The sequence below is a fragment of the Gimesia sp. genome, assembly GCF_048262075.1.
GTDB lineage: Bacteria > Planctomycetota > Planctomycetia > Planctomycetales > Planctomycetaceae > Gimesia.
The window spans coordinates 189,056-213,448 of the sequence record NZ_JBLXFK010000013.1; the positions used below are offsets into that span (position 1 = coordinate 189,056).

The 24,393-nt window shown below is 52.4% G+C and carries 18 protein-coding genes; 4 read left to right on the forward strand and 14 right to left on the reverse strand.

What is annotated here, in order from left to right; genetic code table 11:
• Positions 1-40 precede the first annotated feature (40 nt).
• Positions 41-1,585, forward strand: coding sequence for an FAD-binding oxidoreductase (locus tag ACN0YH_RS22260; RefSeq protein ID WP_417381798.1), 1,545 nt, complete (start codon positions 41-43; stop codon positions 1,583-1,585).
• An 85-nt stretch (positions 1,586-1,670) separates the two neighbouring features.
• Here the strand turns inward: ACN0YH_RS22260 and ACN0YH_RS22265 are convergent, their stop codons facing one another.
• The 8 genes from ACN0YH_RS22265 to ACN0YH_RS22300 all read right to left on the reverse strand — a co-directional run bounded on the left by ACN0YH_RS22265 (position 1,671) and on the right by ACN0YH_RS22300 (position 13,072).
• Positions 1,671-2,201: a hypothetical protein gene (locus ACN0YH_RS22265; RefSeq protein ID WP_417381799.1), complete on the reverse strand. Its 531-nt coding sequence runs from the start codon at positions 2,199-2,201 to the stop codon at positions 1,671-1,673.
• 22 nt (positions 2,202-2,223) lie between these two features.
• Entirely contained in the window at positions 2,224-3,279 is a 1,056-nt protein-coding gene (locus ACN0YH_RS22270) for a C45 family autoproteolytic acyltransferase/hydolase (RefSeq protein WP_417381800.1), read from the reverse strand.
• 26 nt (positions 3,280-3,305) lie between these two features.
• Entirely contained in the window at positions 3,306-6,371 is a 3,066-nt protein-coding gene (locus ACN0YH_RS22275; RefSeq protein ID WP_417381801.1) for a PVC-type heme-binding CxxCH protein, read from the reverse strand.
• Between the two features lie 77 nt (positions 6,372-6,448).
• Entirely contained in the window at positions 6,449-8,065 is a 1,617-nt protein-coding gene (locus ACN0YH_RS22280) for a family 16 glycoside hydrolase (RefSeq protein WP_417381802.1), read from the reverse strand.
• A gap of 328 nt (positions 8,066-8,393) precedes the next feature.
• The gene (locus ACN0YH_RS22285; protein WP_417381803.1) at positions 8,394-9,428 is read right to left on the reverse strand and encodes a 6-phosphofructokinase; all 1,035 of its coding nucleotides are present in this window, start codon (positions 9,426-9,428) and stop codon (positions 8,394-8,396) included.
• 218 nt (positions 9,429-9,646) lie between these two features.
• Entirely contained in the window at positions 9,647-10,984 is a 1,338-nt protein-coding gene (gene accC, locus ACN0YH_RS22290) for an acetyl-CoA carboxylase biotin carboxylase subunit (protein ID WP_417381804.1), read from the reverse strand.
• A gap of 92 nt (positions 10,985-11,076) precedes the next feature.
• Positions 11,077-11,574 carry an acetyl-CoA carboxylase biotin carboxyl carrier protein gene (gene accB / locus ACN0YH_RS22295; RefSeq protein WP_417381805.1) on the reverse strand — a complete coding sequence of 166 codons (498 nt, stop codon included), beginning with the start codon at positions 11,572-11,574 and terminating at the stop codon, positions 11,077-11,079.
• A 400-nt stretch (positions 11,575-11,974) separates the two neighbouring features.
• Positions 11,975-13,072 carry a M24 family metallopeptidase gene (locus ACN0YH_RS22300; protein WP_417381806.1) on the reverse strand — a complete coding sequence of 366 codons (1,098 nt, stop codon included), beginning with the start codon at positions 13,070-13,072 and terminating at the stop codon, positions 11,975-11,977.
• A gap of 242 nt (positions 13,073-13,314) precedes the next feature.
• On the opposite strand from ACN0YH_RS22300, the gene ACN0YH_RS22305 reads away from it, so the two are divergent.
• Entirely contained in the window at positions 13,315-15,516 is a 2,202-nt protein-coding gene (locus ACN0YH_RS22305; protein WP_417381807.1) for a heavy metal translocating P-type ATPase, read from the forward strand.
• Positions 15,517-15,526: 10 nt separating this feature from the next.
• Here ACN0YH_RS22305 and ACN0YH_RS22310 read toward each other — a convergent pair whose 3' ends face one another.
• The 3 genes from ACN0YH_RS22310 to ACN0YH_RS22320 form a co-directional block, all read right to left on the reverse strand.
• A complete protein-coding gene (locus ACN0YH_RS22310; RefSeq protein ID WP_417381808.1) occupies positions 15,527-16,993 on the reverse strand; it encodes a type I 3-dehydroquinate dehydratase in 1,467 nt (488 codons plus the stop codon).
• Between the two features lie 259 nt (positions 16,994-17,252).
• Positions 17,253-17,717 (reverse strand): hypothetical protein, encoded by a 465-nt coding sequence (locus ACN0YH_RS22315; protein ID WP_417381809.1) that lies wholly within the window; start codon positions 17,715-17,717, stop codon positions 17,253-17,255.
• 64 nt (positions 17,718-17,781) lie between these two features.
• Positions 17,782-19,359, reverse strand: a complete 1,578-nt coding sequence (locus ACN0YH_RS22320) for an OprO/OprP family phosphate-selective porin (protein ID WP_417381810.1) — start codon at positions 19,357-19,359, stop codon at positions 17,782-17,784.
• 575 nt (positions 19,360-19,934) lie between these two features.
• On the opposite strand from ACN0YH_RS22320, the gene ACN0YH_RS22325 reads away from it, so the two are divergent.
• Complete coding sequence (locus ACN0YH_RS22325) at positions 19,935-21,065, forward strand: ZIP family metal transporter (RefSeq protein ID WP_417381811.1); 1,131 nt, start codon at positions 19,935-19,937, stop codon at positions 21,063-21,065.
• A 22-nt stretch (positions 21,066-21,087) separates the two neighbouring features.
• On the opposite strand, the gene ACN0YH_RS22330 is transcribed toward ACN0YH_RS22325, so the two are convergent.
• Positions 21,088-21,531, reverse strand: coding sequence for a Fur family transcriptional regulator (locus ACN0YH_RS22330; protein ID WP_002646808.1), 444 nt, complete (start codon positions 21,529-21,531; stop codon positions 21,088-21,090).
• Between the two features lie 181 nt (positions 21,532-21,712).
• Positions 21,713-22,132 (reverse strand): hypothetical protein, encoded by a 420-nt coding sequence (locus ACN0YH_RS22335; protein ID WP_417381812.1) that lies wholly within the window; start codon positions 22,130-22,132, stop codon positions 21,713-21,715.
• A 303-nt stretch (positions 22,133-22,435) separates the two neighbouring features.
• Between ACN0YH_RS22335 and ACN0YH_RS22340 the strand changes: the two genes are divergently transcribed.
• Entirely contained in the window at positions 22,436-23,590 is a 1,155-nt protein-coding gene (locus ACN0YH_RS22340; protein ID WP_417381813.1) for an alpha/beta hydrolase family protein, read from the forward strand.
• 99 nt (positions 23,591-23,689) lie between these two features.
• Here the strand turns inward: ACN0YH_RS22340 and ACN0YH_RS22345 are convergent, their stop codons facing one another.
• Positions 23,690-24,076 carry a hypothetical protein gene (locus ACN0YH_RS22345; RefSeq protein ID WP_417381814.1) on the reverse strand — a complete coding sequence of 129 codons (387 nt, stop codon included), beginning with the start codon at positions 24,074-24,076 and terminating at the stop codon, positions 23,690-23,692.
• Positions 24,077-24,393 lie beyond the last annotated feature (317 nt).

The following is a 24,393-nucleotide window of genomic DNA, read 5'->3' on the forward strand; positions in this document are numbered from 1 at the left end:
TCGCCTTGGTAGTAGTTAATTCTACCAGGGGGATCATACGATGCGACGAAATTTCTCTCCATTTCGGTTTCTTAAGTCACGCAGAGTCAGGCGGAATTGCACAGTCACTGCATTACTGTCATTCATAGCGGTGGCAGCGATTATCGGTCGACCAGTACTGCACTTAGCTCGAACTGCCTGGCAAGATACCGAAGAGAGAGAACCGCTGAAGGAAGGTTTTGTTGATGATGCCAGCCGGATGAACTTAACGGAAATCAGCGAGGTCTGGCCCGTTCCCCTCGATACCCGCGAAGCCGAAATACAACTCGCAAAATTATTTGCGCGAGCGCAGCGCGAAGGCTTACCCATTTCCATCGCCGGTGCACGACATAGCATGGGTGGCCATACCCTGGTTCCCGGCGGGATCATGATCGACATGACACCCTTTCATAAAATGACACTGGATGAAACCAATAATCTGCTGCACGTTCAAGCGGGGGCAAAATGGAGTCAGATCATTCCCTGGCTCGACCAGCGGGGAAAATCGGTCGCAATTATGCAATCGAACAATTCCTTTACCGTTGGCGGGTCCGTCAGCGTGAACTGCCATGGCTGGCAGTATGGTTGCCCTCCCATTGCCTCGTCTGTGGAATCGTTTCGCCTGATGCGGGCCGATGGAAGAATTCTATACTGCAGTCGGACCGAAAATTCAGAATTATTTTCATTGGCTTTGGGAGGCTATGGTCTGTTTGGACTGATTCTGGATGTCGATTTACGCGTTGTACCGAATGAACGCTATTGCCTGGAACAGGCGACCGTACCTGTGGAGCAGGCGCTCAGCACCTTCGACGAAATGATCGAAAATCCCAGTGTCGCAATGACGTTTGCTCGCATGAATATCACACCCGATCAATTTCTGGATGATGTTATCATCACGGTATTCTACCGGGATCCGGCTCCCTCAGACTCTGTACCCGAACTGACAGACCTGCCTCTCGCGGCAATCAGACGTCCCGTTTTTCGAGGCTCCATAAATAATGATTACGGGAAAAAATTGCGCTGGCAGGCGGAAACAATACTGCAACCACACGTGAGGCAGAATCACTATTCCCGCAATCAATTACTCAATGAAGGAGTAGAAATCTTCGAGAACCGCTCTGCTGATTATACAGACATCCTGCATGAATACTTCATCCCCAGAGCCGGTCTCACAGAGTTCACGACCGCGCTCCGCGAAATAATTCCGCATCATCACCAGGATTTACTGAACGTCACGATTCGTCAGGTCGATGTGGATGAAGATACATTCCTGCGCTATGCCGACCAGCCGCTGTTTTCATTTGTCATGCTGTTTTGTCAGCCACGAACCGAGAAAGGTGACCAACAGATGAAAGTCCTCTCTGCGGAACTCATTGATGTAGCCACTCAAGCAGGCGGACGGTATTACCTGCCCTACCGCCTGCACGCGACGCCACAGCAGTTTCATAGAGCCTACCCGCAAGCGAAACAGTTCTTTGCACTCAAGAGAACTTATGACCCTCAGGAACTGTTTCAGAATCAGTTCTATCGTAAATATGGATCTCCTGCAGTTTTGAACAAGGAGTAAGCTTCGATTGGCAGGCTAAAAGAATTCTCAGGAGACCGATATTCGTTCTGATTCAATCCGCAGCTCACGGAGAAAATCGTCTGTTTCAACCCGACGATTCACGAAGCCGCCTTTCACACTCCGCCAGTAACTCCTGTGCATTTTGCTCCCCTGTCGCTTCCAGCCATTGACTGGAAAGCACCCGCTTGAGGTCCTCCGCAGCGCGGGCGTAGTCTGCCTGTGCAAAACAGGTCTCCCCACGACACAAGACTGCACTGAGTACCATGCCCGTCGGCAGTCCCTCCAGTGATTCGATAATCGCGGTATAATCCGAGATTGCTGCCTCCAGCGATCCCTGAGCCACATAACAGTCTCCCCGCATCGAATACGCGTGGGCCACCAGTTCAGCGGAAGCCTCACCCCGACTCTCAATGATCCGGTTCATATCGTCAGTCAACCGCTGATGCTCACCGAGTCGCTGATAGACAGACCCACGGTAATACAAAGCCAGGCACATCAGTTCGTCATCTTCAGCCGCGGCACTGTCGATCACCTGGCTATAGTCGGCGAGCGCCTGGTCCAGCTGCCCCTGGGTATGAAATTCGATGCCACGCTTGAGGACGGCGTTTTGATTCATATTGGATAAGAACTCTCAAACTTCAAAGCTGGTACAACTCATAACCGGCACTGCAGGGCGTCCCCCGCGAAACCAGCATTCGCCGCTGCTCCGGTTCGATGATCACGGAGAAGACGGTTTGCCAGTAACCGGTGTCCACGTCAGCATTCACATGCCGACACAACGACCGCGGATATCCTTCGTGATCGGTGAGCGCCGCTTTAATGTCGTCGACGCTGATTTCATCACCATACGCCTGCAACAGTGAATCGATGCGTGCCTTGCGCGGATGCGAGCCGATCAGCTCGGGGAACTGTTCGTTATATGCACACAGTTCTGGATGCAGGCAATGATTGGTATGCGTGATCCAGCTTGTTTCCGTGGGTCTCAAAACCTGTATGGTTTCCAGAGTCACTTCCAGGTCCGCGGGACCTTCCGGGGTCATCAGCATGATATTCGCCGGGATCGCCCGCTCCGCCCTGAGAATTGCCTGGACCGCCGCCTCCAGACTGGTTGACTCATACAGCTCGCGCAATGTGAAATAGTGAGGCACTCCAGTCGGACGGCTGGGAGCCGGCAGACTGTTCAGACAGGCCCCGATGCCTGCATCATTGAAACCGACGTATGAAATCAACCCCGCCTGCGTCACCGTCATCAGCGCCGGCTTTCCCACGGGTCGGCGTGTGAGCACGATTGTAAACGGATCAAGGGCCGGATCATTGTCCCAGTTCTGTGCAACAATCGGCCCCCGCGTGGAAGTCGCCGGCAGACTGAGCGATGTGCAGCCGGCATCCGCATCGGGAGTAAACTGATTGCGAATCTGCAGCAGCATGATTTTCCAGAAGGGGATGTCTGCCGCTTCTGCGATGCCATGCAGCTCTGCAACCGAATCGGCACTGTATTGCTCGGCATAAGGCAGGCAGTGCTCTGCATGAGCGTGTGCCTGCTCGCTACTGACATCCAGCATCTCCCGCAACCGATCCAGAGCCAGCTCACAGAACCCGGCAATCTCCTCCCGCGCCGCCTCCCCGATCTGCCGCCCCATTTCCAGCGGCGAACCAGCGACATCAATCTCACGATAACGGGCAGATTCAGGCATAGTTACACTACGTGTTTTTCTTCAACCTACCGGCTGGCTTTCTCATTTTTTGCAGCTTTTTTGAGTGTCGTCAGATACTCGACAATGTTGACGAGTTCTTCCTGGGTGAGCACCTTCTGCAGGTCGGCGGGCATCAGGGAAATCTTCTGCTGAATGATTTCATCGACGTCATCCATTTTGAACGTCCGTGAAATGGCTTCTGCATCTCTGATCGTGATCGCGTCGTCGGTTTTGTTGACCAGCAGACCGTTGACCACGTTTCCGGAGACAAGGATTACCGTGTACGATTCGTAGTTGTGGCTGATGCCCGCGCTGGGAAACAGGATTGATTCGAACAGCGCTTCGCGGCTCAGTTTCTTGCCAATCTCAGACAAGTTCGGCCCCACCTCTTTTCCCATGCCATTCACCACGTGGCACTTGGCACAGGTCCCCTTGGTGTTGAACATCACGCGACCATCCAACGTATCCCCTTTCATACTTGCCAGCACATTGATGGGCGGCAGAGGTTTGTTGTCTTTCGTCGGGGGAGCCGGGTACAGCTTGGCCGCCCGCTCTTTGACATCCTTCATGATCGTGGCTGACATCGCCGCGGCAACCGTCTGTTTTAACTGGGGATCGAAGTCCTTTTTCTCAGCCAGATCCAGCAGCGCATGCGCGCCCGAACGTGATTTCGCAATCGCGCGAACCGCTTCGCGTCGATCTACCAGCAGATCCTCTTTGTCGGTGATGATTTTCAGCAGGATCCCATTCGCACCGTTGTGCCCTGCAGTTCCCAGTGCCCAGATCAGATCGAGTTTCTGATTCTGTTCTTTTTCCGTATCGGCTTTGTTGTTCAGCGACTTTCGAATCAACGCATACTGCTTCAGACTCAATGCGGCACGGACCGCATCGACGGCTGTCTGGGATTTGCCCGCGTGACTGGCAATTGAGACCAGTTCGGGATAGTAGTCAGTAGCTTTGAATTTTTCGACCAGCTTGATGAACTCCGGGGTTCCCCGGCTGCTGTCAATGACCTGGGCGAGCGCCTGCTTGTATTTTGAATCCTGCATAACCGTGTTGGCAGGCATGCGGGATATTGCTTCCGCGATGATATAGGTCTCACGTTTTTTATTGTTCGGTTCCTTCAGTAAAGCCAGTTCTGCGATGGCTGTGTTTTTCTCCTTGCCCGGAATGAAATCCAATGCGCGGAAGTAGCGCGGCAGAGTGTCCAGTTCTGTGTTCGGATCTTCAATGATCTTGACCAGGTAAGGAACCGCCATGGGAATTTTGGAACGCCAGATCAGGTCACGACCGACAGGAGAATTCCAGTGGTCGCCAGCCTGTTTAAGCCAGGCGGTCAGGAATTTCTGTTCCTGTTCATCCATGCCAATCCCCAATGCTTCCAGGTACCAGCGATCTTTTCCGTCATACTGATCTGCCAGCGTGACCCACAGCGCGGGGGCTTCGGGTGACTTGTTGTGATGCAAGGCAATCGCACATTCACGACGTACCTGAGGCGAAGGATCCTTCACCAGTTCGCTGACATACGGAATTACATCCTGTTTGTAGCGACGGGCCGCACGCAGGCCGGTAATGCGGATATCGGAATTCTTGTCCTGAATCGCCCGGGAAACATACTCGCCGGTTTTGCCTTTGATGCCAGCCAACAGCCAGAGGGCGCGAGCGCGGTTCCTCTGGTTGTCAGACTGATAGAGTTCTTCCAGCTGTGGCAATGCCTGTTCCTGCAAGTCATGCAGTTTGTTCCAGGCCAGGTAACGTCGCGCCAGGTTCGGATTTTTGATCCCTGCAATCGCACCTTCAGTCGTACTGAGATCCAGTTTGTCAAATACATATTTTGCATCTGCGGGAGCAATCCGGAAAATGCGGCCCCGCTCCTGATCCCCAATCCGGTGACCGCCGACGCCCGGATCATACCAGTCGGCAACGAACAGCGAGCCATCAGGGGCAATACAGACGTCGGAGGGACGGAACCACTTGTCCTGTTCGCTGGTAATGATATTCGCGATTTCAGCTTCATAGCCGGCACCATCTTTTTTCACGGGATAAGCACGAACCACATTCGGGCCAGCGTCGGAGTGAATGACTTCACCCTGGTATTTTTTGGGTAGCAGAGATCCTTCGTAAACACAAATGCCCGTCGGTGAGCCGGCTCCGGTCTGCAGCAGGTTGGGAATCACTCCCGGATCGCGTAAATGCCAGTGGCGCAGCGGGATTTCTTCATGCATGCCTGTCCGCGGCGTTTTCCAGCGAGCACCCGTCAGTTGATCCAGGTAACCATAGTTCCCGAATTCCATGACATAGTTAATACGCACGCCGCGGTTGCCGTCATCATCATTGTCCGATTGCCAGAGGGTACCGAACGAATCGACCGTGATTTCATAATTATTCCGGAAATTATGTCCGAGAACTTCAAAGTCGCTGCCATCCAGGTTACAGCGAAATACCATCCCGCCCCAGTAAGGTTTGCCGTTATCCAGCACAGGTTTTCCGTTGCTTTCGAGAATCGGTTTGCCCTCCGCGTCGAAGACCTGTTTGCCGCTGTTACCGAAGTTCCAGTAGAGTTTGCCGTCCGGTCCGAAAATGGAAGTGTGGGCAGAGTGATCGTGCTCGCCTCCAGCGATTTTGAACAGCAGTTCTTTCTTGTCAGCTTTGCCATCGTTGTTCTCATCGGTAAAGAGGAACACGTTGGGGGAAGCAGCGACAATGACTTTATTGCCCAGTACACAGATCCCCTGCGATCCGTTCACATCATTGCCCTGGTAAAATACGGTTGTCTTGTCGGCTTTGCCGTCACCGTTCGTATCTTCCAGAATCAGAATCCGGTCTCCCTCTTTACGAGTAGGAATATCACGCAGGTTGGCGCGATAGTTGACGACTTCACAGATCCAGACACGTCCCTCTGAATCCACGTCCATACTGGACGGGCTGCTGATTTGTGGTTCGGAAGAAAACAGCGTCGCTTTCAACCCGGGAGCAACCGTCAGGTTGGGCACGGCCTGTTTCGAATCATGTTCGGTCTGAGCGGATACATTCGAGGTAGCAGCACTGGTAATCAGCAGGGCCGGAATGATGGCAAGCCAACGGTACTTCATGGAGTCAGTTTCCTTTTTTGGATTCAAGTTGCTGTCCCGGGTCTTGTGTCAATCAGTCAATTTTAATCGAAGTCTGTTTATTGATTCCACTCTTTCAGCAATGCTTTAATCCGGGCGGGATTAAAGTTATCCGGCTGTTCGTAATCCTGATTGGCTTCCAGCTGTTCAACAGTCACCGACGCCGATTCCACTCCCTGCGAAGGCACTTCAGCATGGGCTGTCCAGGCAATCGCATTCAATACGAGTTTCCGAAAATCGTTGTGACCCCAGTTCCAGTGATAGTGACCGCCGGTAAAACCAAAACCACGACCACCATCAGGACGTTCGTAAGCCCACGCCATATGTTGAGGCTGCCCCATCGTTTTCCGCACATCGGGATTACCACTATGAGCACCATCGGGACGTTTCAATGTTTCCCTGGGAGGAACCGCTGTCAGGATCGGTTGCACATTTTTCATTTCAGGTTGGAATCGCATGTGATAGTACCACTCATCATTAATACTGAATGGTTTCACGCCCTGCGAGATCGGATGCTCGGGCAGATTTTTATAGTCGGCGGTCCAGTGAGGATTGACTGACCACCACTCTTCAAAGTATCCACCAATCCAGCGAAGAAAGGCATCGCCCGATGCGCCCTTGGGTACTTCCACACCATAATGCAGATTCACCATGCCTACGCCCTGCTCTGCCAGCTTGCTGAGTTCATCCAGATGATCGTTGTAAGGATGACGTCCGCCGCCATCGCAATAGATTACGATCGAGTCGGCATCGTCCAGCACGCTGGCATCTTCAGGCCAGCCTTCCGTTACAACGGTGGTTTCAATATTCAGACCACTGCTGTTCAACGCTTCGGCCAGCAGCATACAGCCAGCACGATGCTCGTGGGCACCGTAGCCGTGACTCTTCTTACCGGCGATCAGCACTACTTTTTTTTTAGCGCCGCCCGTGGAAGAAGTCTGGTCGCCAGCCGGCAGTTCTTTCAGTTCAATATCGCGAAACTGCACCACCATCGGAGGTCCCTGGTGCAATTGCAATGCAATGATTCCATCAGCGCGACGCTGTTCGGGGTCGTTGTCCGTTACATCGGCAGTCACCACACCATTGATTTTGTGGATCAAATGATTCCCGCGGGCAATGATCTCATAATTATTCCAGTCTTCTTTTTTGATCTTCTTCTGGATTTCGTTGGTGTCGCCGAGGTAACCGACCACATCTGGTTTTTTACCTTTTTCAATCACTGTTTTCTGTCCGCGTAAAGCCAGAATGCCCCGTTTCCGTTCTTCATATAGAATTCCAGAGTATTTATCGCCGGCTTCCATATCAGCCTGGTAACCACCCACGCGCCACTTGTCTGCCGCATTGGGTAATGAAAAGCTGCGATATTGAACGCCGGAGTTATGGCCGATGATTTTGTACTGCAGCTTCAATACAAAATCAGCGGGAGTACCGCCACGCCAGATAATGAATGTGTTGCCTTTGGTCGGGTTGTCTTTGGTCGTGCGACCGGTGATCGCGCCATCTTCCACAGACCAGAAACGGGGATCTCCGTCCCAGTTGTCGAGCGTCTTACCATTAAAGATCGATTTGAAACCTTTATCACCCGCATCAGCTGAACGAGGATTGCAGAACAGAGCGACACAGAACAGAGTCAAAAATAGTGAGGTGGAAATGCGAGTGAAGCGCTGTAGTGTCATTAGTCCCTCCGGGAAGAATATCAAATCGTTGAGAACCGTTGTGATTCGCTCTGGCAGGTAATAGCAGATTCTGATGGAATCCAGGCTACAGTTAAAAAGAGCTGGTTTGAGTCAGTCCTACTATCTTAAACAGACGCACGCATGATAATCCAGCGTGAAAGCCGAGATTACCAAATAGACAGGATTGTTAAGTAATTATCATTACGCGCGTGTTACCTATGCATCTGAATGGTTATGCAGCAAGGATCTGGTTTTGAGTCGGCTTGCGCATAAAAAAAGGCGCTGTTGCCAGCGCCTGGTCTCATGTGTTTGATTGTGAACAATCCGCTTATTGCAGGAAGACTTCTGCTTCTTCCAGGAAGTTCTTTTCGAGGGCTCGCATTTCGCCGACAGCATCTGCCAGAGCGACGGGAACAATCTGAGTTCCCCGCAGCGCGACCATGTAACCGAAGTGATGTTTCAGAGCAAGCCAGCCGGCATGCACGCCACAGCGTGTGCCCAGTACACGGTCTGCAGCACTCGGTGAACCACCACGCTGCAGGTGACCGAGGGTCACGTGACGAGTTTCGAAACCGGTCCGTTCTTCAATCATGCGGGCCACGGTTTCCCCGATGCCCCCGAGCTTAACGTGACCGAAGTCATCGACTTCGCCGTCTTGAGTTGTCAAGCCGGACTCTTCGCTGAACTGAGCCCCTTCACTGACAATCACAATGCCATACAATTTGCCGTTAGCACGACGCTTTTTCAGCACGTCAATCATGCGATCCATTTCGATCGGCAATTCGGGGACCAGCGTGTAATCGGCGGCGGTCGCCAGACCGGAGAACAACGCGATCCAACCCGCATGACGCCCCATGGTTTCGACAACCATGATACGACGATGTGATTCGGCAGTGGTACGCAGACGGTCAACGGCTTCCATCACGATGTTAATAGATGTATCGAAACCGAACGTCACATCGGTAGAGCTCAAGTCATTATCAATCGTTTTAGGGCAGCCGATCACGGGTGCTTTGTGATCGTTCCAGAGTTTGCTGGCGACGCCCAGAGTATCATCGCCGCCGATGGCGATCAGGCAGTCCAACCCCAGTTTTTCCAGAGTCGCCAGTACCTTGGGCACATCTTCTGCTTCGTTCTTATAAGGGTTGGTACGGGAAGACCCCAGAATGGTACCCCCTTTGAAGATGATATCGTCTGTGTTTTCTGAAGTCAGTTCGATGTAGTTGCCTTCAATCGCACCGCGCCAGCCTTCCAGCAGTCCATACACTTCGCCGCCCGCATTGCAGATGACACGTACGGCACCTCGAATCACTGGATTCAAACCAGGACAATCTCCACCACCTGTTAAAATACCAACTCTCATTATGTTACCTGTACCTGTTTTAAAAAAAGGAATGTCTCTGACTTGGGTTGAGAGACTCAAAAATGATCAGTTTACAATAGGAAGTGAGCGAAACTTCGCTTCCGGGACCGGTAAGTTTTGCCGACACAAGACCCCTGGCGGATGAGCGAAGTGTATGCCGCAGGTCTGTTACAATACAAAACGACCGAAAGTACGTCGTACTAATCTCTGGGAACGATCTACCAGGTTCGTTCGATAAACGTAGTATCGACCTTACCCTCAATGAACGCCGAGTGATTAAAGATCTTCTTCGCCAGGGGAATCGTAGTTTTGATCCCTTCGATCACGAACTCATCCAGGCAACGCCTCATACAGGCGAGCGACTCTTCACGGGTCGGCCGATGTACAATGAGTTTGCCAATCAGAGAATCGTAATAAGGGCCCACGGTGTACCCCTCGTAAATATGCGAGTCAAAGCGGACTCCCGGCCCGGCAGGAACCCGCAATTTTGTAATTTTGCCGGGTGAACCGCGAAAATCATTTTCGGGATCTTCCGCGTTGATACGAAGTTCGATGGCAGATCCCTGGCAGGGGATATTTTTCTGCTTCAGATCCAGCTTCTCGCCGGCAGCAATACGAATCTGCTGTTTGATTAAATCGATGCCGGTCACCAGTTCGCTGACCGGATGTTCGACCTGAATTCGCGCATTGACTTCAATAAAGTAGAACTGGTTGTCAGGCCCGACAAGAAATTCGACCGTACCGGCGTTGGTATAGCCGGCTGTGGAAACAAGCCGACAGGCGGCTTTACAGATATCTTCGCGAACCGAGTGAGGCAGGTTGGGAGCCGGGCTCTCTTCAACCAGCTTCTGATGACGCCGTTGCAGACTGCAGTCACGCTCCCAGAGGTGAACTACATTGCCATGATTATCAGCCATAATCTGCACTTCGACGTGCCGGGGATTTTCAATGTATTTTTCAATGTAGACACCGGAATTTTTGAAGGCGGCTTCCGCTTCCGCAGCAGCAGCCTTGAGGCCCGCTTTCAAAGAGATATCGTTGCGGGCGACCCGCATCCCTTTACCGCCACCACCGGCGGTCGCTTTGATCAGCACGGGGTAACCAATCTCTTTGGCAACCTTGATCGCCTCTGCCTCGTTCGTCACCAGACCTTCGGTCCCCGGCGAAACGTGCACGTTAGCAGCCTTGGCAATTTCACGGGCTGAAACTTTATCACCAAGCTGGGCCATCGCTTCATGGGGAGGCCCGATGAACTCGATATTGCAACTGCGGCAGACTTCTGCAAAGTGTGCGTTTTCAGCCAGAAACCCATAACCGGGGTGAATGGCCTGCACGTTACCGATTTCTGCAGCACTGATAATTCGATTAATCATCAGGTAGCTGTCCGTCGCAGCCGGCGGCCCAATACAGATTGCCTCGTCGGCAAGTGAAAGATAATGCGCGCCTCGATCGGCTTCACTGAAAACCGCAACGGTTTCGATTCCCATTTCACGGCAGGCACGAATCACCCGCAATGCGATCTCACCTCGGTTTGCAACCAGTATTCTTTGAAACATGTGTCTTTGACTTGGTAAAAGGACCCTACAACTGAGTTTCTGATCGCAACTGCATTTCCTGCCTCATCGCGAACGTTCTACGACAACAGGCTTCAGCCCTGGGAGATTCGGTACAGAGGCTGGCCGAATTCGACCGCTTCGCCATCTTTCACCAGAACCTCCGTAATCGTTCCATTCATCTCAGCGGGAATCTGATTGAAGACTTTCATCGCTTCGACGATACAGACTATGGTGTCAGAACCAACCTTGGAACCGACACTGACAAACGGGGGATCATCAGGACTTGGAGAAGCATAGAATGTTCCCACGGTCGGACTTTTGATCACCGGGCCAGCGTCAGCAGCAGGGGCCGCTTCCACTGCCGGAGGCGCTGGTGCTGGAGCAGGCGCTGCCACGGGAGCAGGAACTGCATGCGGCATTGAAGCCGGAACCATCGAAACCGTCTCCTGTGGTCCACGACGCAACTTCCAGGTTTCCTCGCCGCGCTTCAGATTGACCTCGGTCAGTCCGTGCTTTTCCATCATTTCAAACAGAGTCTGAAGTTTTTCCAAATCGAAGGGCTCGCCTTTCGGCACCTCGTTTTTTGCCATTGACCTACCTTAATTTCGTATTCTCAAGCTGCACTCGCATTGCCTGCTGTAGATAAGGACCGATTGACATAAACGTCCCTCAGCAACACGTTCCAGATTTTCACTCTATTTAGCTGACAATATTGGGAAAGGGACCAAACGCTTACGTCTTGCGCGCACGCTCTACCCCGCCTGACATGTTAAGAATCAGATTCTAAGCCAAATCACATCAGAAAACCAAGTGAAACAGGGGAGTTTCTCTAATAAATTCGGGCACAACACAGCACCTTTCCCTGTCTGAGCCTCTGCACCGTAAGTTCCTGTTATAAGGCCTTTAACGATCATTAAGACGACCCCCTGATCCAAATTAGAACCTGACTGCGTACACAACACATACGATCACCAACTCTGAGGTCGAAACTCATAGCCGGGCCGATTCATACTCCTTGGGAACACTGGTCATAACCTCATGTCCATTCCGCGTGACCAGCACATCATCTTCAATTCGCACACCTCCCCAGCCAGGCAAATAAATACCCGGTTCCACAGTCACAATCATTCCCGGCTTGAGTTCAGTCGCTACATTTCCTCCCAGTCGAGGTCCTTCATGGATATCCAGACCGATCCCATGACCGAGGCTATGTGTAAACTGCTTGCCATAACCGGCTTTTTCAATCACAGCCCGAGCGACCCGATCCACATCCTGACACAGAACCCCGGGGCGAATCGCTTTAATTGCCGCCAGCTGTGCCTTCAGAACAGTTTGATATACCTTTTCCAGCTTGGCCGGTGGGCGACCGTGAACAATCATCCGGGTAAGATCACTCCGGTAGCCTTTCTGAGTCATCGCTCCCCAGTCCACCAGCAAAAATGCAGAATCTGCAAGCAGTTTTTCGGTGGGCATCGCATGCGGTAAAGCTGCCCGCTCTCCCACAGCGACAATCGGGTCGAAGGCCGCCTGCCGGGCCCCAAATCGTCGCATCGCGTGTTCCAGTTCGTGCGCTCCCTGCAGTTCCGTCATCTCAGGCGTCAGCATCGCTCGAAACACATCATAACCGCGCTGAGCCTGCTGAACAGCTTCGCGGATCTCCTGGATTTCCGAGGCGTCTTTGATCATCCGCAGCTCCTCCACCAGCGCCGCCAGCGGTATCCACTGGGCAGCAGGGGTAATGCCACTCATCGCATCCAGCAGTTCACAGGTCACAATATGGCTTTCAAATCCCAGTTTAGGCAGATGCGATTTCTTGAGTACATGCTCTACTGCCGTAATCATCGACTCGGTCGCTTTGCGAATGTAGACGTCCAGATCCGGACATTCTTCTTCCAGCTGGGTCGTGTAGCGCCCGTCACTGATCAACACCGTCTGTCCTTTTCCGATCAGCAGAAAACTCGAATCCCCGCTGAATCCGGTCAGATAAGTGACGTTCGTTTCACTGGTAATCAGCATTGCCTCGGCTCCCCTGCGTTTCAGCAGTGAAATCAGTTTCTTTCTGCGGGCAGCCAGATAATCTTTACTCATGATGGTCCTTTATAGATGGTGTCAGTCAGTTACTTGCCGGAAACAACTGACCGTATGGTTGCAGCGACTCACAGTTTACCGGTTAAAACGGTCATGGCGGATCTTATCTCTTTTAGCAGAATTTTGCGAAGAAAAAAAACCGAAGTTTCAGTTTCCCGATTTGAAGTGCTATGATTTTACAGACCGGAGCTTTGAATTTTCATCTGTTTCCACACTTAATCTTTTCTGAATATCGATTCTGTATGAATGAACAAACCGACGATCTGATTTTTAAAATTCAGGATATGGATTGTGTCGAAGAAGTGACCATACTCAAACGGGAACTTTCTCCCCTGGTCGGCGGTGAAGAACACCTGTTCTTTGATGTGCTCAACAGAAGAATGACGGTCCGTTCGCAACCGAAAGACGTCTCTGCAGAATCGATCATGCAAACCATCAGCCAGACTGGCATGAGCGCTGAGCTCTGGAATGAGAATGCAAAACAGTCGGAGAAAGGCACCCTCTGGTCCCGTCAGGGCAGAACCATACTGACCACTCTCAGCGGTACATTCATGGGAACCGCATTTCTGACACACGTTTTTTTGACCGGCAGCTTCGGTGCCGCCCTGGGCGCGGAACAGGCGGCGCATGGCATGATGCCGCTACCGGTCCGCCTGCAATACCTGGCCGCTATCATTACCGGCATCTGGTTTGTGTTACCCAAAGCCTGGTTTTCCCTCAAGCGTTTGCGCCCCGACATGAACCTGCTGATGTTTACAGCCGTCATCGGTGCACTCTGCATTGATGAATGGTTCGAAGCGGCAGCCGTCGCATTTCTGTTTGCGTTCTCACAACTGCTGGAAGCCTGGAGTGTGGGACGGGCCCGCCGCGCTGTCGCCGCACTGATGGATTTATCCACGCCCATCGCCCGCGTTCGGGATGCTGACGGCAATGAAATTACCGTGGACGCCGAATCCGTCGAAGTCGGCACCACATTTATGATTCGTCCCGGCGAAAAAATACCCCTCGATGGAGAGGTCATCAAAGGGATCAGTGAAGTCAACCAGGCTCCCATCACCGGGGAATCCATTCCGGTTGGCAAACGGGAAACAGATGAAATTTACGCCGGCACGATTAACGGTGATGGCCTGCTGGAAGCGAAGAGTACGAAGCGGGCAGAAAATACGATTCTGGCACAGATCATTCGCATGGTCGGAGAAGCCCAGTCGAAGCGGGCCCCATCCGAACTCTGGGTCGAAAAGTTTGCCAAAGTCTATACCCCCATTGTCATGGCACTTGCATTGCTCATCCTGGTCACTTTGCCCCTGCTGTTCCAGGTCAGCTGGGACAATGCCGTCTATCGGGCCCTGGTACTGCTGGTTATCGCCTGTCCGTGTGCGCTAGTGATTTCCACGCCCGTCAGCATCGTTGCAGCACTGGCAGCGGCTGCGCGAAATGGCGTGCTGATCAAGGGGGGTGTCTTTGTCGAAACTCCTTCCCACCTGAATGCACTGGCACTGGATAAGACCGGCACACTCACACGAGGCAGACCAGTCGTGACAAAAATCGTCCCGCTGAACGGACACACCGAATCCGAGTTACTCGAACGGGCAGCCGCCCTGGAAGCGCACAGTAACCATCCCCTGGCGGTCGCCATTCTGGATGCAGCAGAACAACAGCAGGTTTCCTATCAGGCGGCAGAAGATTACCAGATCATCCAGGGCAAAGGCGCGACCGCAACGATTAACGGCAGAGAATTCTGGCTGGGCTCGCATCGCTACCTGGAAGAACGTAAGGAAGAAACGGCCGAAGTCCATCAGCAGCTGGAAGCACTCTCTAACGCTGGCCAGACCGTCGTGGTGATCGGAAATGAATCCCACGTCTGTGGCTTTATCGCGCTCGCCGATCAGGTCCGCGCAACTTCAGCAGCCGTCGTCAGAGACCTGCATCAGGCGGGTATCAAACAGCTGGTGATGCTCACCGGCGATAATGCCGGCACGGCGCAAGCGGTCGCTGATGAGGTAGGCATGGATCAGGTGCATTCCGAATTATTGCCGGAGGATAAAGTCGCAGTCATCGAAGCGCTGGTGGAAGAATACGAATTCGTGGCGATGGTCGGTGATGGCGTGAACGATGCCCCTGCCATGAGTCGCGCCAACCTGGGCATTGCCATGGGAGCTGCGGGCAGTGATGTCGCCATTGAATCAGCAGACATCGCCTTGATGACCGATGACCTCACCAAGATTCCCTGGCTGATTAATCACTCACGCCGCACCTTGAAAATCATTCGCCAGAACATCATCTTCGCTCTGAGCATCAAGGTCCTGTTCATGCTGCTGATGCTGATGAACCACGCCTCCCTCTGGGCTGCGATCGCTGCCGACATGGGTGCTTCACTGCTGGTCATTTTCAACGGCCTGCGACTGCTGCAGTCCCCCGCAATCAGTGTGCCGGAGAAAAACTGAAGTTCGCACTTTAACGCGTGTACTCACTACGAGTCTCAAACACGTCATCCGGTATCTCTGCAGCAGTGATCGCTTTGAAAATCTGGCTGAGTTGCCTGCGATACACATCATCAACACACACGATTTCGCAGCCTCTGTTCTCGGCCTCCCGCATCAGTTCGGTTGACTCCGGTAACTGACTGATATCCATAACTGCCATGCTCTCCCGCAAATAGGATGGATTCAGTTGCTCTTTACTGTGTCCCAGTTTCAATTCGGGGTCAGTCTGCACCACCACGTCAACCAGCGTATCATACAGGTTCGCAAAGGGCACATAGCGCACATCAAAAGTACGGGCAATTCCCTGGGCAGCTTTGTCATTTTGTGAAGTGACACTCACAACAGCCCCCTGCTGAGCCAGGCTGTGAACCACCGCTTTCGTCAGTCCGCTCTGCCCCAGAACCAGAATATTTTTCCGCTGGAATGCCGAACTGGATCCCGGCGATTTCTTCTCCAGCGTCGCTTCGAGGCTCTTAATCGCACTTCGTCTGACCGTATCATACGCGTGCCAGCCATCGGGTTGATTTAACTGCAGATCACCGTAGCCGGTCTTTTCAGAAGACTCTTCCAGATGCTCCGCCAGCGGCAGGATGAACTCGCCCATGCGCGGGCTCACCACCAGCGAACGGATCTTCAGAATCCCCAGCATCTTGTGCACCTGTTTGAAATCATTGATGACCAGAGGCAGACAGACGTAATCCAGACCCAATTGCTCAGAAGCTTTATTGAAGACTTCAATCGTCCGCCGCTCTGCGACCCCCAGTCCCGCCACGCCGATAATACGGGTTTTTGCGGAAATCTTCGGATAATGAAAGACCTCGTTCAGTTCCGCTACCGTCGGCTGTCCTTCAAACGCTTCCATCCCCTTCTCCAGAGCCGCATAAATCCAGGGACTGCCATACTTCACACCCAGCAGGGAAAATGTAATGCCGGCCGCCCCCAGCCCCAGACCAACAACCGGGATGTCCCGCTTCTGACTGATCGCTGCCAGCAGAGGCCACGCGGTCTGCAGAGTCGGAGTCGGCCACGTGAATTTAATCACGTCGGCTTTCGCTTCCGCCATTTCGTCAAAGATATCATCGACATGCGACAGTGGTTTTTTCAGGCTGGTATAACTGATGACCCGTTTGGTTTTGCCGAAGCGGGGAATGTGCCCGGCCGTTTCCAGATCCAGTTCAATATAAGCAGGTTCGGCGATAATCGCCTGCTTGAGCAGTTGGATCCGTTCTGCTTCCGTCCCCTTAAACTGCCCCCCGTCTTCCGGCCGTCGACAGGAAACCAGGATCGGCGTATCAAAGCCCGAAATCAGGTCGCCAATATCGGGAGTTTTAATCAAGCGATCCAGACAGAGTTCCACCAGGTCAGACTGGGCGGCGGCATTCAGAATATCCACCTTGGCAAAACTTCGGGATTCCGGGGTCACAGAAATACAAATCATGATGTCACACAATCAATGAGAACTGAGTTGAGCGATTACGGTCCGAACGGTGTAACCTGAGCAAGACGTTGTAATTCAGAATCCATTAATTATGCCAGATCCTGTCTGCATTGAAAGTGTGAAACACTACGTTTGATTTTTTTCTGCACCACACCGCTGTAAAAAAACACCCCTTCTGGCTAAACAGAGGGGGTGTTCAATAAGAGAAATCAGAAATAAGTCCGCGATCAGGTTTACGAAAGACCAGACCGCATCAGGTTTACCTTTTTCTGACTGAAGTCGCAGGTGCCAGTGGTGGTTGCGCCTGGGCTGACTTGGCTGGTGCAGGAGGCATGCTCTCACAGGCACCGCTGTTACAGCTGCCGCAAAGATCTTCAACGGTCCACTTGTATCCACATTTTTCGCACGTGTAGTTGTGCTTCTTCAGCACACGTACTGTCTTGATCTTCCCACACTTCAGTTCGCAGCATTTCTGCCAGGGAAAACGGACCGGCGGGATACAGATATCCTTACATTCGAAAAAGTAACAGTGCTTTTTCTGTTTCAACGTCTCGACATACAGACGACAGGTTTTACAACCATGAGAACAACTGTTACAGCTGTTGCAACTCCCACAGGCTCCGTTTGCCTTGTCACAGCAGGGAGTTCCTGTCTCGGCTGAACTTTGTGTACTTCCACTGAAACTGACCGTGACAGCCAGCAGGACGATAGCTAAATATTTCATATTTCTCACTTCCTGAGATTTTTTGATTTTCAGTATATTGATAGTCGCTCAAATTGAATCTGGCTTAGAAGTCCACCATAAACCGGGCACCAAAGATGTCGGATCGACCTCCGGTATAACCATTGATGGGTCCACGGTCATCAATCTGGGCATGAATGTAGTTAAACTGCACACGCGAGTGAGAGTTCCACCACCAGTTCATACCAAAGGTGAAGTTTGTCTCATCACCACCGGTGATATTTCCGTCAGACAGGTCCAGGTAGGAATAACGGGCAACCACCTGCCAGGCTCCCCAGCCACCGCCGGTTTCGCCGTCACACGTCTTTACCAGGAAGAAGTTTTCCAGTGGTTTGACGCGTCCAATCGTACCACTCTTGCGGTCGATCGGCTGATATTCCCCGGTCAGGAAGTAACCGGCTTCAACATAGGCACCTTGGAAAGTCAGGTCCGACCCCGAGGCACCACGGCCCACTTGAGTTACCTGGTATTCACTGACGACCCCGAAAGATCCGACGTTCAACATCGCTTCGAAGCCCAGTGTATTGAACCAGTCTGCTCCGGCAATCCCTCCTGTATCAATCCAGCGGCTGCCGGTACGGGCTTCAGGACGGGTCCGGAAACGGGCTTCGTTGACATTGGTTGCGGTGGCACTCGGGCTTCCATCCGGCTTCGCCCACATGTCGGCAATCGCCAGGTGCAGGTAGCCGCGGCCGTCTGAGGTTTCATCGTACCACGGAGTCCCGGCAAAACGACCGTTGATGGAATACTGTCCCGCATCACCTACGTACGCCCCATCTTTTGAAACGTCTTCCAGGTTAAAGATACCGTAACGCCAGTTCCAGGTCTCATCTTCCGAAACGCCGTAAGCACAGATCCCCAGACGACGTGCATCCTGGTTGAAGGCTTCAATCACCAGCGGACGTTCCATGAACCAGTTGTAACGACTACTGTTAAGGTGGTCCATACCCAGGGGACGCTTCTGATTACCAATCAACAGCGTCTGAAAGACAGGCAGATCTTTCCAACCCATGTAAACGTCTTTGAAAGCCGGATCGCCAGGATCAGCAAAGTCATACTCAAATTTGTAGAGCATGTTATCTTTGATATCACCAGAGACCCCAATACGAACACGACGGAAGCCAACACGGTTTTGCGGATCCGTAGGATCAGTCGGGTCATTAAATGAGTCAATCCCAGGTGTGCTGTCGGAGAAGTTCCAACCGTCCAGATGGATACGCCCGAAGACCTTCAATGTCGTTGCTTTGGAAGCATCTTTTGCCTTTTTTTCCTGCTCGGACTCGGAGAATTTTTTCCAATCTTCTTCCAGAGTCGACAAGCGTGTCTCAAAGGCGGGTGAGTCTGAGTCATCATTATAGTTGTTGATCAGCATCTCATCAGAGTCATCCAGTCCACCTGCTGCACGTTCGAGTTGTGGCGGCAGTGAAGGAACTGGTGCCGGAGGCGGAGTCACTGGCTTCGTCTGTTCCAGTTCCTGAATCCGTTTTTCAGCCTGTTCCAGGCGATTCAAAAGTCGATCAAGTTGTTCGGAACTGATTTTCGTATCTTCCGCCAATACACTTGACGAATGGAACATAGCCCCCAGCAGCAGGAGGATTCCTGCCATTTTTATGAATGTGCGCATCTTCATCCCTGATGTGAATGGCCCGGAATCCGTTTCGGGCTGTATTTGAGGTTTTATCGCTGTTGCTGCAACCCTGCAGAAACAATCTGATCCTTAACAAGCTTATCGGCGGTTCAAATTTAAAGATAATATTAAGAAACGATGAAGGGCCTTCACATTCAAACTCACATCAAGCACACGCCAGACAGAACACCCAACCGGAACAGCTTAACACGGTAAATCATGGATAAACCTGAACTTATTTGAATCTCATGCAGGATTCCCTTTAGAATTGACCATTCTGAAAGTCGACTCTGCCCGGAATAATCTCAAGCATCAGGCCTCCATCCAGTTTGTTAAAATAAACTGAACCATTTGTTCGTAAGTTGAATTCATAAATGAACTTCCAACAGAACGGAGTGCAAAAGTTCAGAATCTTCCGTCATAAGAATTCCGGTGAGTCTTGTACTGATCACAACTAAAAGCTAAATTCAATCGCAATTAGTTTGCTATTACAATCGAGGAGTGCCGATGTAGTGAGCATCCCGGCACCCTCTTCTGCTTACAGTGACAATCACAGGTGGCTTTTTAACTCGATGAAACCGCTTTCTCCTTTTAAAAACGACGTGAGAATCACGCTCCTGTTATTAACGATTCCGCTTCTCGTCTTTCTGGTCGCCCCCGGCTTCTTTCTCACGCGCCCCACCATGGCGGCGGAACATGAGCATGTCCACACCGAGAACGAAAATCAGAAAACCGCTGTCGCAGAAACAGAAGCAACCAAACCGGCTGACAATACCTGGTCCTATACCCTGCTGGGCGTGTACTGTGCAGTGATTGTTGGTTCTTCGTTGCTGGGGGGCTGGTTGCCTTCCCTGGTCCGTTTAACACACACCCGCATGGAAACTCTGATCAGTTTTGTTGGCGGACTCATGCTGGGGATCGGCGTCTTTCATCTGCTGCCGCATGCCGTGGCTGAAATGGGATCGATCGACCGGGCCGTCTGGTGGATGATGGCCGGAATCGTCACCCTGTTCTTTCTGCTGCGTACCTTTCATTTCCATCAGCATGGAACCGTGGAATTGGATGAAGAAGAGGGACACACACATGACCACGATCATGATTGTGATCACCATCATGCGCATGCCCCCGTGCATTCCCATTCTCATTCGCATCATCTGAGCTGGGTCGGCATCGCGTTTGGACTGGCCCTGCATACCCTGATTGACGGACTGGCTCTCGGTGCCAGCATCGTCGCTGAACAGCATCACGAAGTCTTCCTCTCCCTGTTCGGGCTGGGAACCTTTCTGGCGATTGCCTTACACAAACCGCTAGACGCCGTTTCCATTACTTCACTGATGGCAGCCAGTGGCTGGTCTGCAGGCTGGCGGAACGCGGTGAATATCGGCTTTGCCCTGATGTGCCCCCTGGGAGCCCTCCTGTTTTTTCTGGGAGTCCAGCAGTTTTCTGAGAATCAGCACATCATTATCGGCTGTGCCCTCGCTTTTTCCGCAGGCGTCTTCCTCTGCATCTCGCTGGGAGACCTACTGCCCGAAATGGAGTTCCATTCACATAACCGCTTCCGGCTCTCCTTTGTCCTGCTGCTGGGCATCGCGCTCGCGTACGGCATCGGCTTCCTCGAGCCGGAACACGCACACCAGCATGGCGGCCATTCACACGGACCCGAAGCCACCGAAACGGAACATGGTCATTCACATTCTCACTGAGTGAAGCGACAACCGAAGCGACTTATTCTTCGTCGCATTCGCTGCAGATCCCTTTGAGTAGAATTTCGGTCACCTTGCCTACTGCTGCCCACTGCTTGTTTTTTGGTGTCTTGAATTCGACATCATGCAGGCAGGAAACACTGCCACATTCGGTACAGACAAAATGCGGATGCTCGGCGTCTTCAGGCTCATCAGGATTCCGCAGTTCAAACCGCCAGGCGTGATCCCCCAGTTCGGTTCGCTTGACCAGTCCCGCTTCCGCCAGATCGATCAGATTGCGGTACACAGTGGCTTTATCGAAGCCCATCGGCGTCAGCTCTTCGGCAATCTCAGCATGGGTCAGAGGTGACGTCGCCTGCCGCAAAAACTGGATCACCGTAATCCGGGCAGCCGTACTCCGTAAGCCGCTCTTGCGAACCAGCGTACGGATTTCATCAATCTCTTCTGCTTGGGACAGATTTTTCATGTCGTTATATCCAAGGCACCCCACAGCGCCGGTGAGTTATTATTCAGTGACGAAAGCTCATATTAACGATTATATACAAGAATTACGAGATACCGGTGATTAATTGTGAATTGCCGCCCGTTTCCCTCGCCACTCCGACAAAGCGACACAGTCCCAATATGGTGCATACCGGACAGAGACTTCAGTACGACTCTAATGAACAGCTTCCCTTGTCAGGAGGTGCTGACTGCGGATGAAAGCGAATCGAGTCCGACGTATGAATTCTGACACACGTAATCAGACCGTCTTCAGCCTTGATTCTCAGGATCCATTCTGAAGCGCCAAATTGCAATGGGGCCGAAAAAATTCTTGAATCCTGAGAAGGAGAAGCCGTAATCCACGATTGAGACAACGTCGCAACTTTCTCATCCAGTTCACTCAAAGAGCCGTCCACTTCAGCGACTTCATAGATCGCCAGCAACTGCGTATTGGCCGCATTCGCAAACAGGAAACCATGGATACAGAGGACATAGAGGATTCCCAAAATCAACAGAATCGCGATGGTATTACCGAGAATGAGTATCTTTTTCCTGAACCTTGATCTTTTGTCGGATGAGATCATTTCAGCTACCGGTTCTTCACGCAGGATCAATATTTAAAACAGAGAATACCAACTCCCTCCATCATATTCCCTGACATCAACTGCGTACACATAACTTTCGTGTTTTTCGTGGTTCATAAAAACCCCAGATCAGTCCCGCTCACATTCTCCCCCTTGATCTTCCTTCGGGTTTCCCCTGTAATAGAGTCTCAGAGCATCGGATAGCCCCGAATGCAATTCGGGGTGAGCGCAGCGAGCAGGAAACTGTCAGTGCGATTCCCCAATCACCGGAAATACCCCTGTTCTTATAAATGGTAACTCAAGATGCACCAACTATCTTTCATTACAGATTGCAGTACTGCCAGACGAAAGACTTACACCAGGAGCCTGATCGCCACACTACTCTTCTGCCTCTTCATCACCCCGGCGACCGCAGCAGAACGCGATCCCGCAGAAAAACCGTTCACTGTCACCGAGAGCTATCAGCAACTGGCCGACGCGATGGAACCGCTGCAGGCGTGGCACGCCACCAACAAATCCGAACACCAGGCCTGGCGGAAAAAGTTTCACCCCACCGTCACCCGCATCCTGGGCAAAATGCCTGAACCGGTCCCCCTGGAAGTCAAGTGGGCGGAAAAGAAAGAGTTCGACACCTTCACCCGCCACAAAGTCTTTATCCGCACCGAAGCCGCCTATTGGGCCCCCGTCTATTATTTCGTCCCTCACAACATAAAGAAAAAAGTCCCCGCCATTGTCTGCATGCATGGACACAGCGGCATCGTTCCCTATATCGATGAAGGCAAAACCAAGGCCGACAAAGAGAAGACCCGCCAGAGCGAACTCGACTACGCCGTCTACTTCGCAAAGCATGGCTACATCACCGCCGCTATTGTCATGCGAGGCTGGAACGAAACCGCCGGCGACCAGGATCGTGGCGTCTCACACACCAAACGCAGTTGTCTGCAGATGACGATGAACGCGCTCCTCATCGGCAGCACCCCCCAAGGCCAGCGCAGCTGGGACGCCATGCGCGTCATCGACTTCCTGCAGACCCAGGACCAGGTCGACCCGAACCGCATCGCAGCCGCCGGTCTGTCAGGCGGCGGCGCGACCGCCATGTACCTCCCCGTCCTCGATGACCGCGTCAAACTCACCATGATCGCCGGTGCCTTCTCAACCTACCGTGCCTCCTATTATGCAATGCCACACTGCCTCTGCCAGTGCATGCCCGAGATGATGCGTTTCGGCGAAATGTCCGACGTCGTCGCCCTGCACGCCCCCCGCCCGGTCCTGCTCATCAACGGCATCGAAGACAAAATCTTCCCGATCGACGCCGCCCGCGAGGGATACGAAAAACTGCAGCAGGTCTACCAGGTTCTGGACGCAGAAGAAAACATCGACGCCGACTTCTTTCAGGGCGGCCACCGCTGGTCCAACAACAAAAGCCTCGACTTCCTCAAACAACACTTCGGCGAGTAACAGCCTGTTCCACATCTTTTGAAATATTCGGATCTGCAGGAACCGCCGCTGATCTTGCCTGCGATCATTGACCAGTCGACGTGCCCGCTTCCACCAGCGTCAGCATTCGCCTGCAGGACTGAACTTCCCACACCTGCTGCTGCACATTCCCGCACTCCCACTGCATAAAATGAACTTGACCGCTGCGCGCCACCAGCGATAAACGCTAAACTGTGTCGCGCGCGTGCCCAGTTTACAGTGCACTGAAACACGCGACAGTTGTTCCTGGTCTTCACCATAAAACAGCCTGTTTTTTCCAGATTTGCACTGCCTGAAACCACACCCGTTCGTGATGTATGCCTGCGGGTCGCCGCACTTCGTTGGCTTTCGTCCCGGCACCACCTCAGCACCGCCAAATATCGTGCCCGTATCGACAAATATCGCCACATTAGATCGTTCATCTCCCTTGACCTCCCCACGCTCTTCTCTAAGATTTCCCTCGAACATGAAATGAAACCCGCTTCCAAAACCCCGCGCATTACTCCTCCCGTTTCGTGTCATTTCGTGCTTTTCGTGGTAGCAATATCAACCACCGGGTGCCTCAGTTGGCTTGCCCGACAGTGCTGACGCCAAGGTCCCCTACCCGTTTCACAAAGCATTATAAAAGAGGTGCCCCCACTCCCGCAGATGAAAATCCCGAACCACTGAAAGATTAAAAGGTGGTATCACTATTCACTGTAGCCAGTTAAAAAGGTGTCAGGAACCTTAAATTTAAGGTTCCTAGTATCTCGGGTACGAGCAGCATTGAACCGGACAGACAGGTT

What these genes read in the sequence shown, in the direction of transcription:
- ACN0YH_RS22260 (WP_417381798.1), top strand. Translation starts at nt 41, where the DNA reads ATGCGACGAAATTTCTCTCCATTTCGGTTTCTTAAGTCACGCAGAGTC.
- ACN0YH_RS22265 (WP_417381799.1), bottom strand. Translation starts at nt 2,201, where the DNA reads ATGAATCAAAACGCCGTCCTCAAGCGTGGCATCGAATTTCATACCCAG.
- ACN0YH_RS22270 (WP_417381800.1), bottom strand. Translation starts at nt 3,279, where the DNA reads ATGCCTGAATCTGCCCGTTATCGTGAGATTGATGTCGCTGGTTCGCCG.
- ACN0YH_RS22275 (WP_417381801.1), bottom strand. Translation starts at nt 6,371, where the DNA reads ATGAAGTACCGTTGGCTTGCCATCATTCCGGCCCTGCTGATTACCAGT.
- ACN0YH_RS22280 (WP_417381802.1), bottom strand. Translation starts at nt 8,065, where the DNA reads ATGACACTACAGCGCTTCACTCGCATTTCCACCTCACTATTTTTGACT.
- ACN0YH_RS22285 (WP_417381803.1), bottom strand. Translation starts at nt 9,428, where the DNA reads ATGAGAGTTGGTATTTTAACAGGTGGTGGAGATTGTCCTGGTTTGAAT.
- accC (WP_417381804.1), bottom strand. Translation starts at nt 10,984, where the DNA reads ATGTTTCAAAGAATACTGGTTGCAAACCGAGGTGAGATCGCATTGCGG.
- accB (WP_417381805.1), bottom strand. Translation starts at nt 11,574, where the DNA reads ATGGCAAAAAACGAGGTGCCGAAAGGCGAGCCCTTCGATTTGGAAAAA.
- ACN0YH_RS22300 (WP_417381806.1), bottom strand. Translation starts at nt 13,072, where the DNA reads ATGAGTAAAGATTATCTGGCTGCCCGCAGAAAGAAACTGATTTCACTG.
- ACN0YH_RS22305 (WP_417381807.1), top strand. Translation starts at nt 13,315, where the DNA reads ATGAATGAACAAACCGACGATCTGATTTTTAAAATTCAGGATATGGAT.
- ACN0YH_RS22310 (WP_417381808.1), bottom strand. Translation starts at nt 16,993, where the DNA reads ATGATTTGTATTTCTGTGACCCCGGAATCCCGAAGTTTTGCCAAGGTG.
- ACN0YH_RS22315 (WP_417381809.1), bottom strand. Translation starts at nt 17,717, where the DNA reads ATGAAATATTTAGCTATCGTCCTGCTGGCTGTCACGGTCAGTTTCAGT.
- ACN0YH_RS22320 (WP_417381810.1), bottom strand. Translation starts at nt 19,359, where the DNA reads ATGCGCACATTCATAAAAATGGCAGGAATCCTCCTGCTGCTGGGGGCT.
- ACN0YH_RS22325 (WP_417381811.1), top strand. Translation starts at nt 19,935, where the DNA reads ATGAAACCGCTTTCTCCTTTTAAAAACGACGTGAGAATCACGCTCCTG.
- ACN0YH_RS22330 (WP_002646808.1), bottom strand. Translation starts at nt 21,531, where the DNA reads ATGAAAAATCTGTCCCAAGCAGAAGAGATTGATGAAATCCGTACGCTG.
- ACN0YH_RS22335 (WP_417381812.1), bottom strand. Translation starts at nt 22,132, where the DNA reads ATGATCTCATCCGACAAAAGATCAAGGTTCAGGAAAAAGATACTCATT.
- ACN0YH_RS22340 (WP_417381813.1), top strand. Translation starts at nt 22,436, where the DNA reads ATGCACCAACTATCTTTCATTACAGATTGCAGTACTGCCAGACGAAAG.
- ACN0YH_RS22345 (WP_417381814.1), bottom strand. Translation starts at nt 24,076, where the DNA reads ATGTTCGAGGGAAATCTTAGAGAAGAGCGTGGGGAGGTCAAGGGAGAT.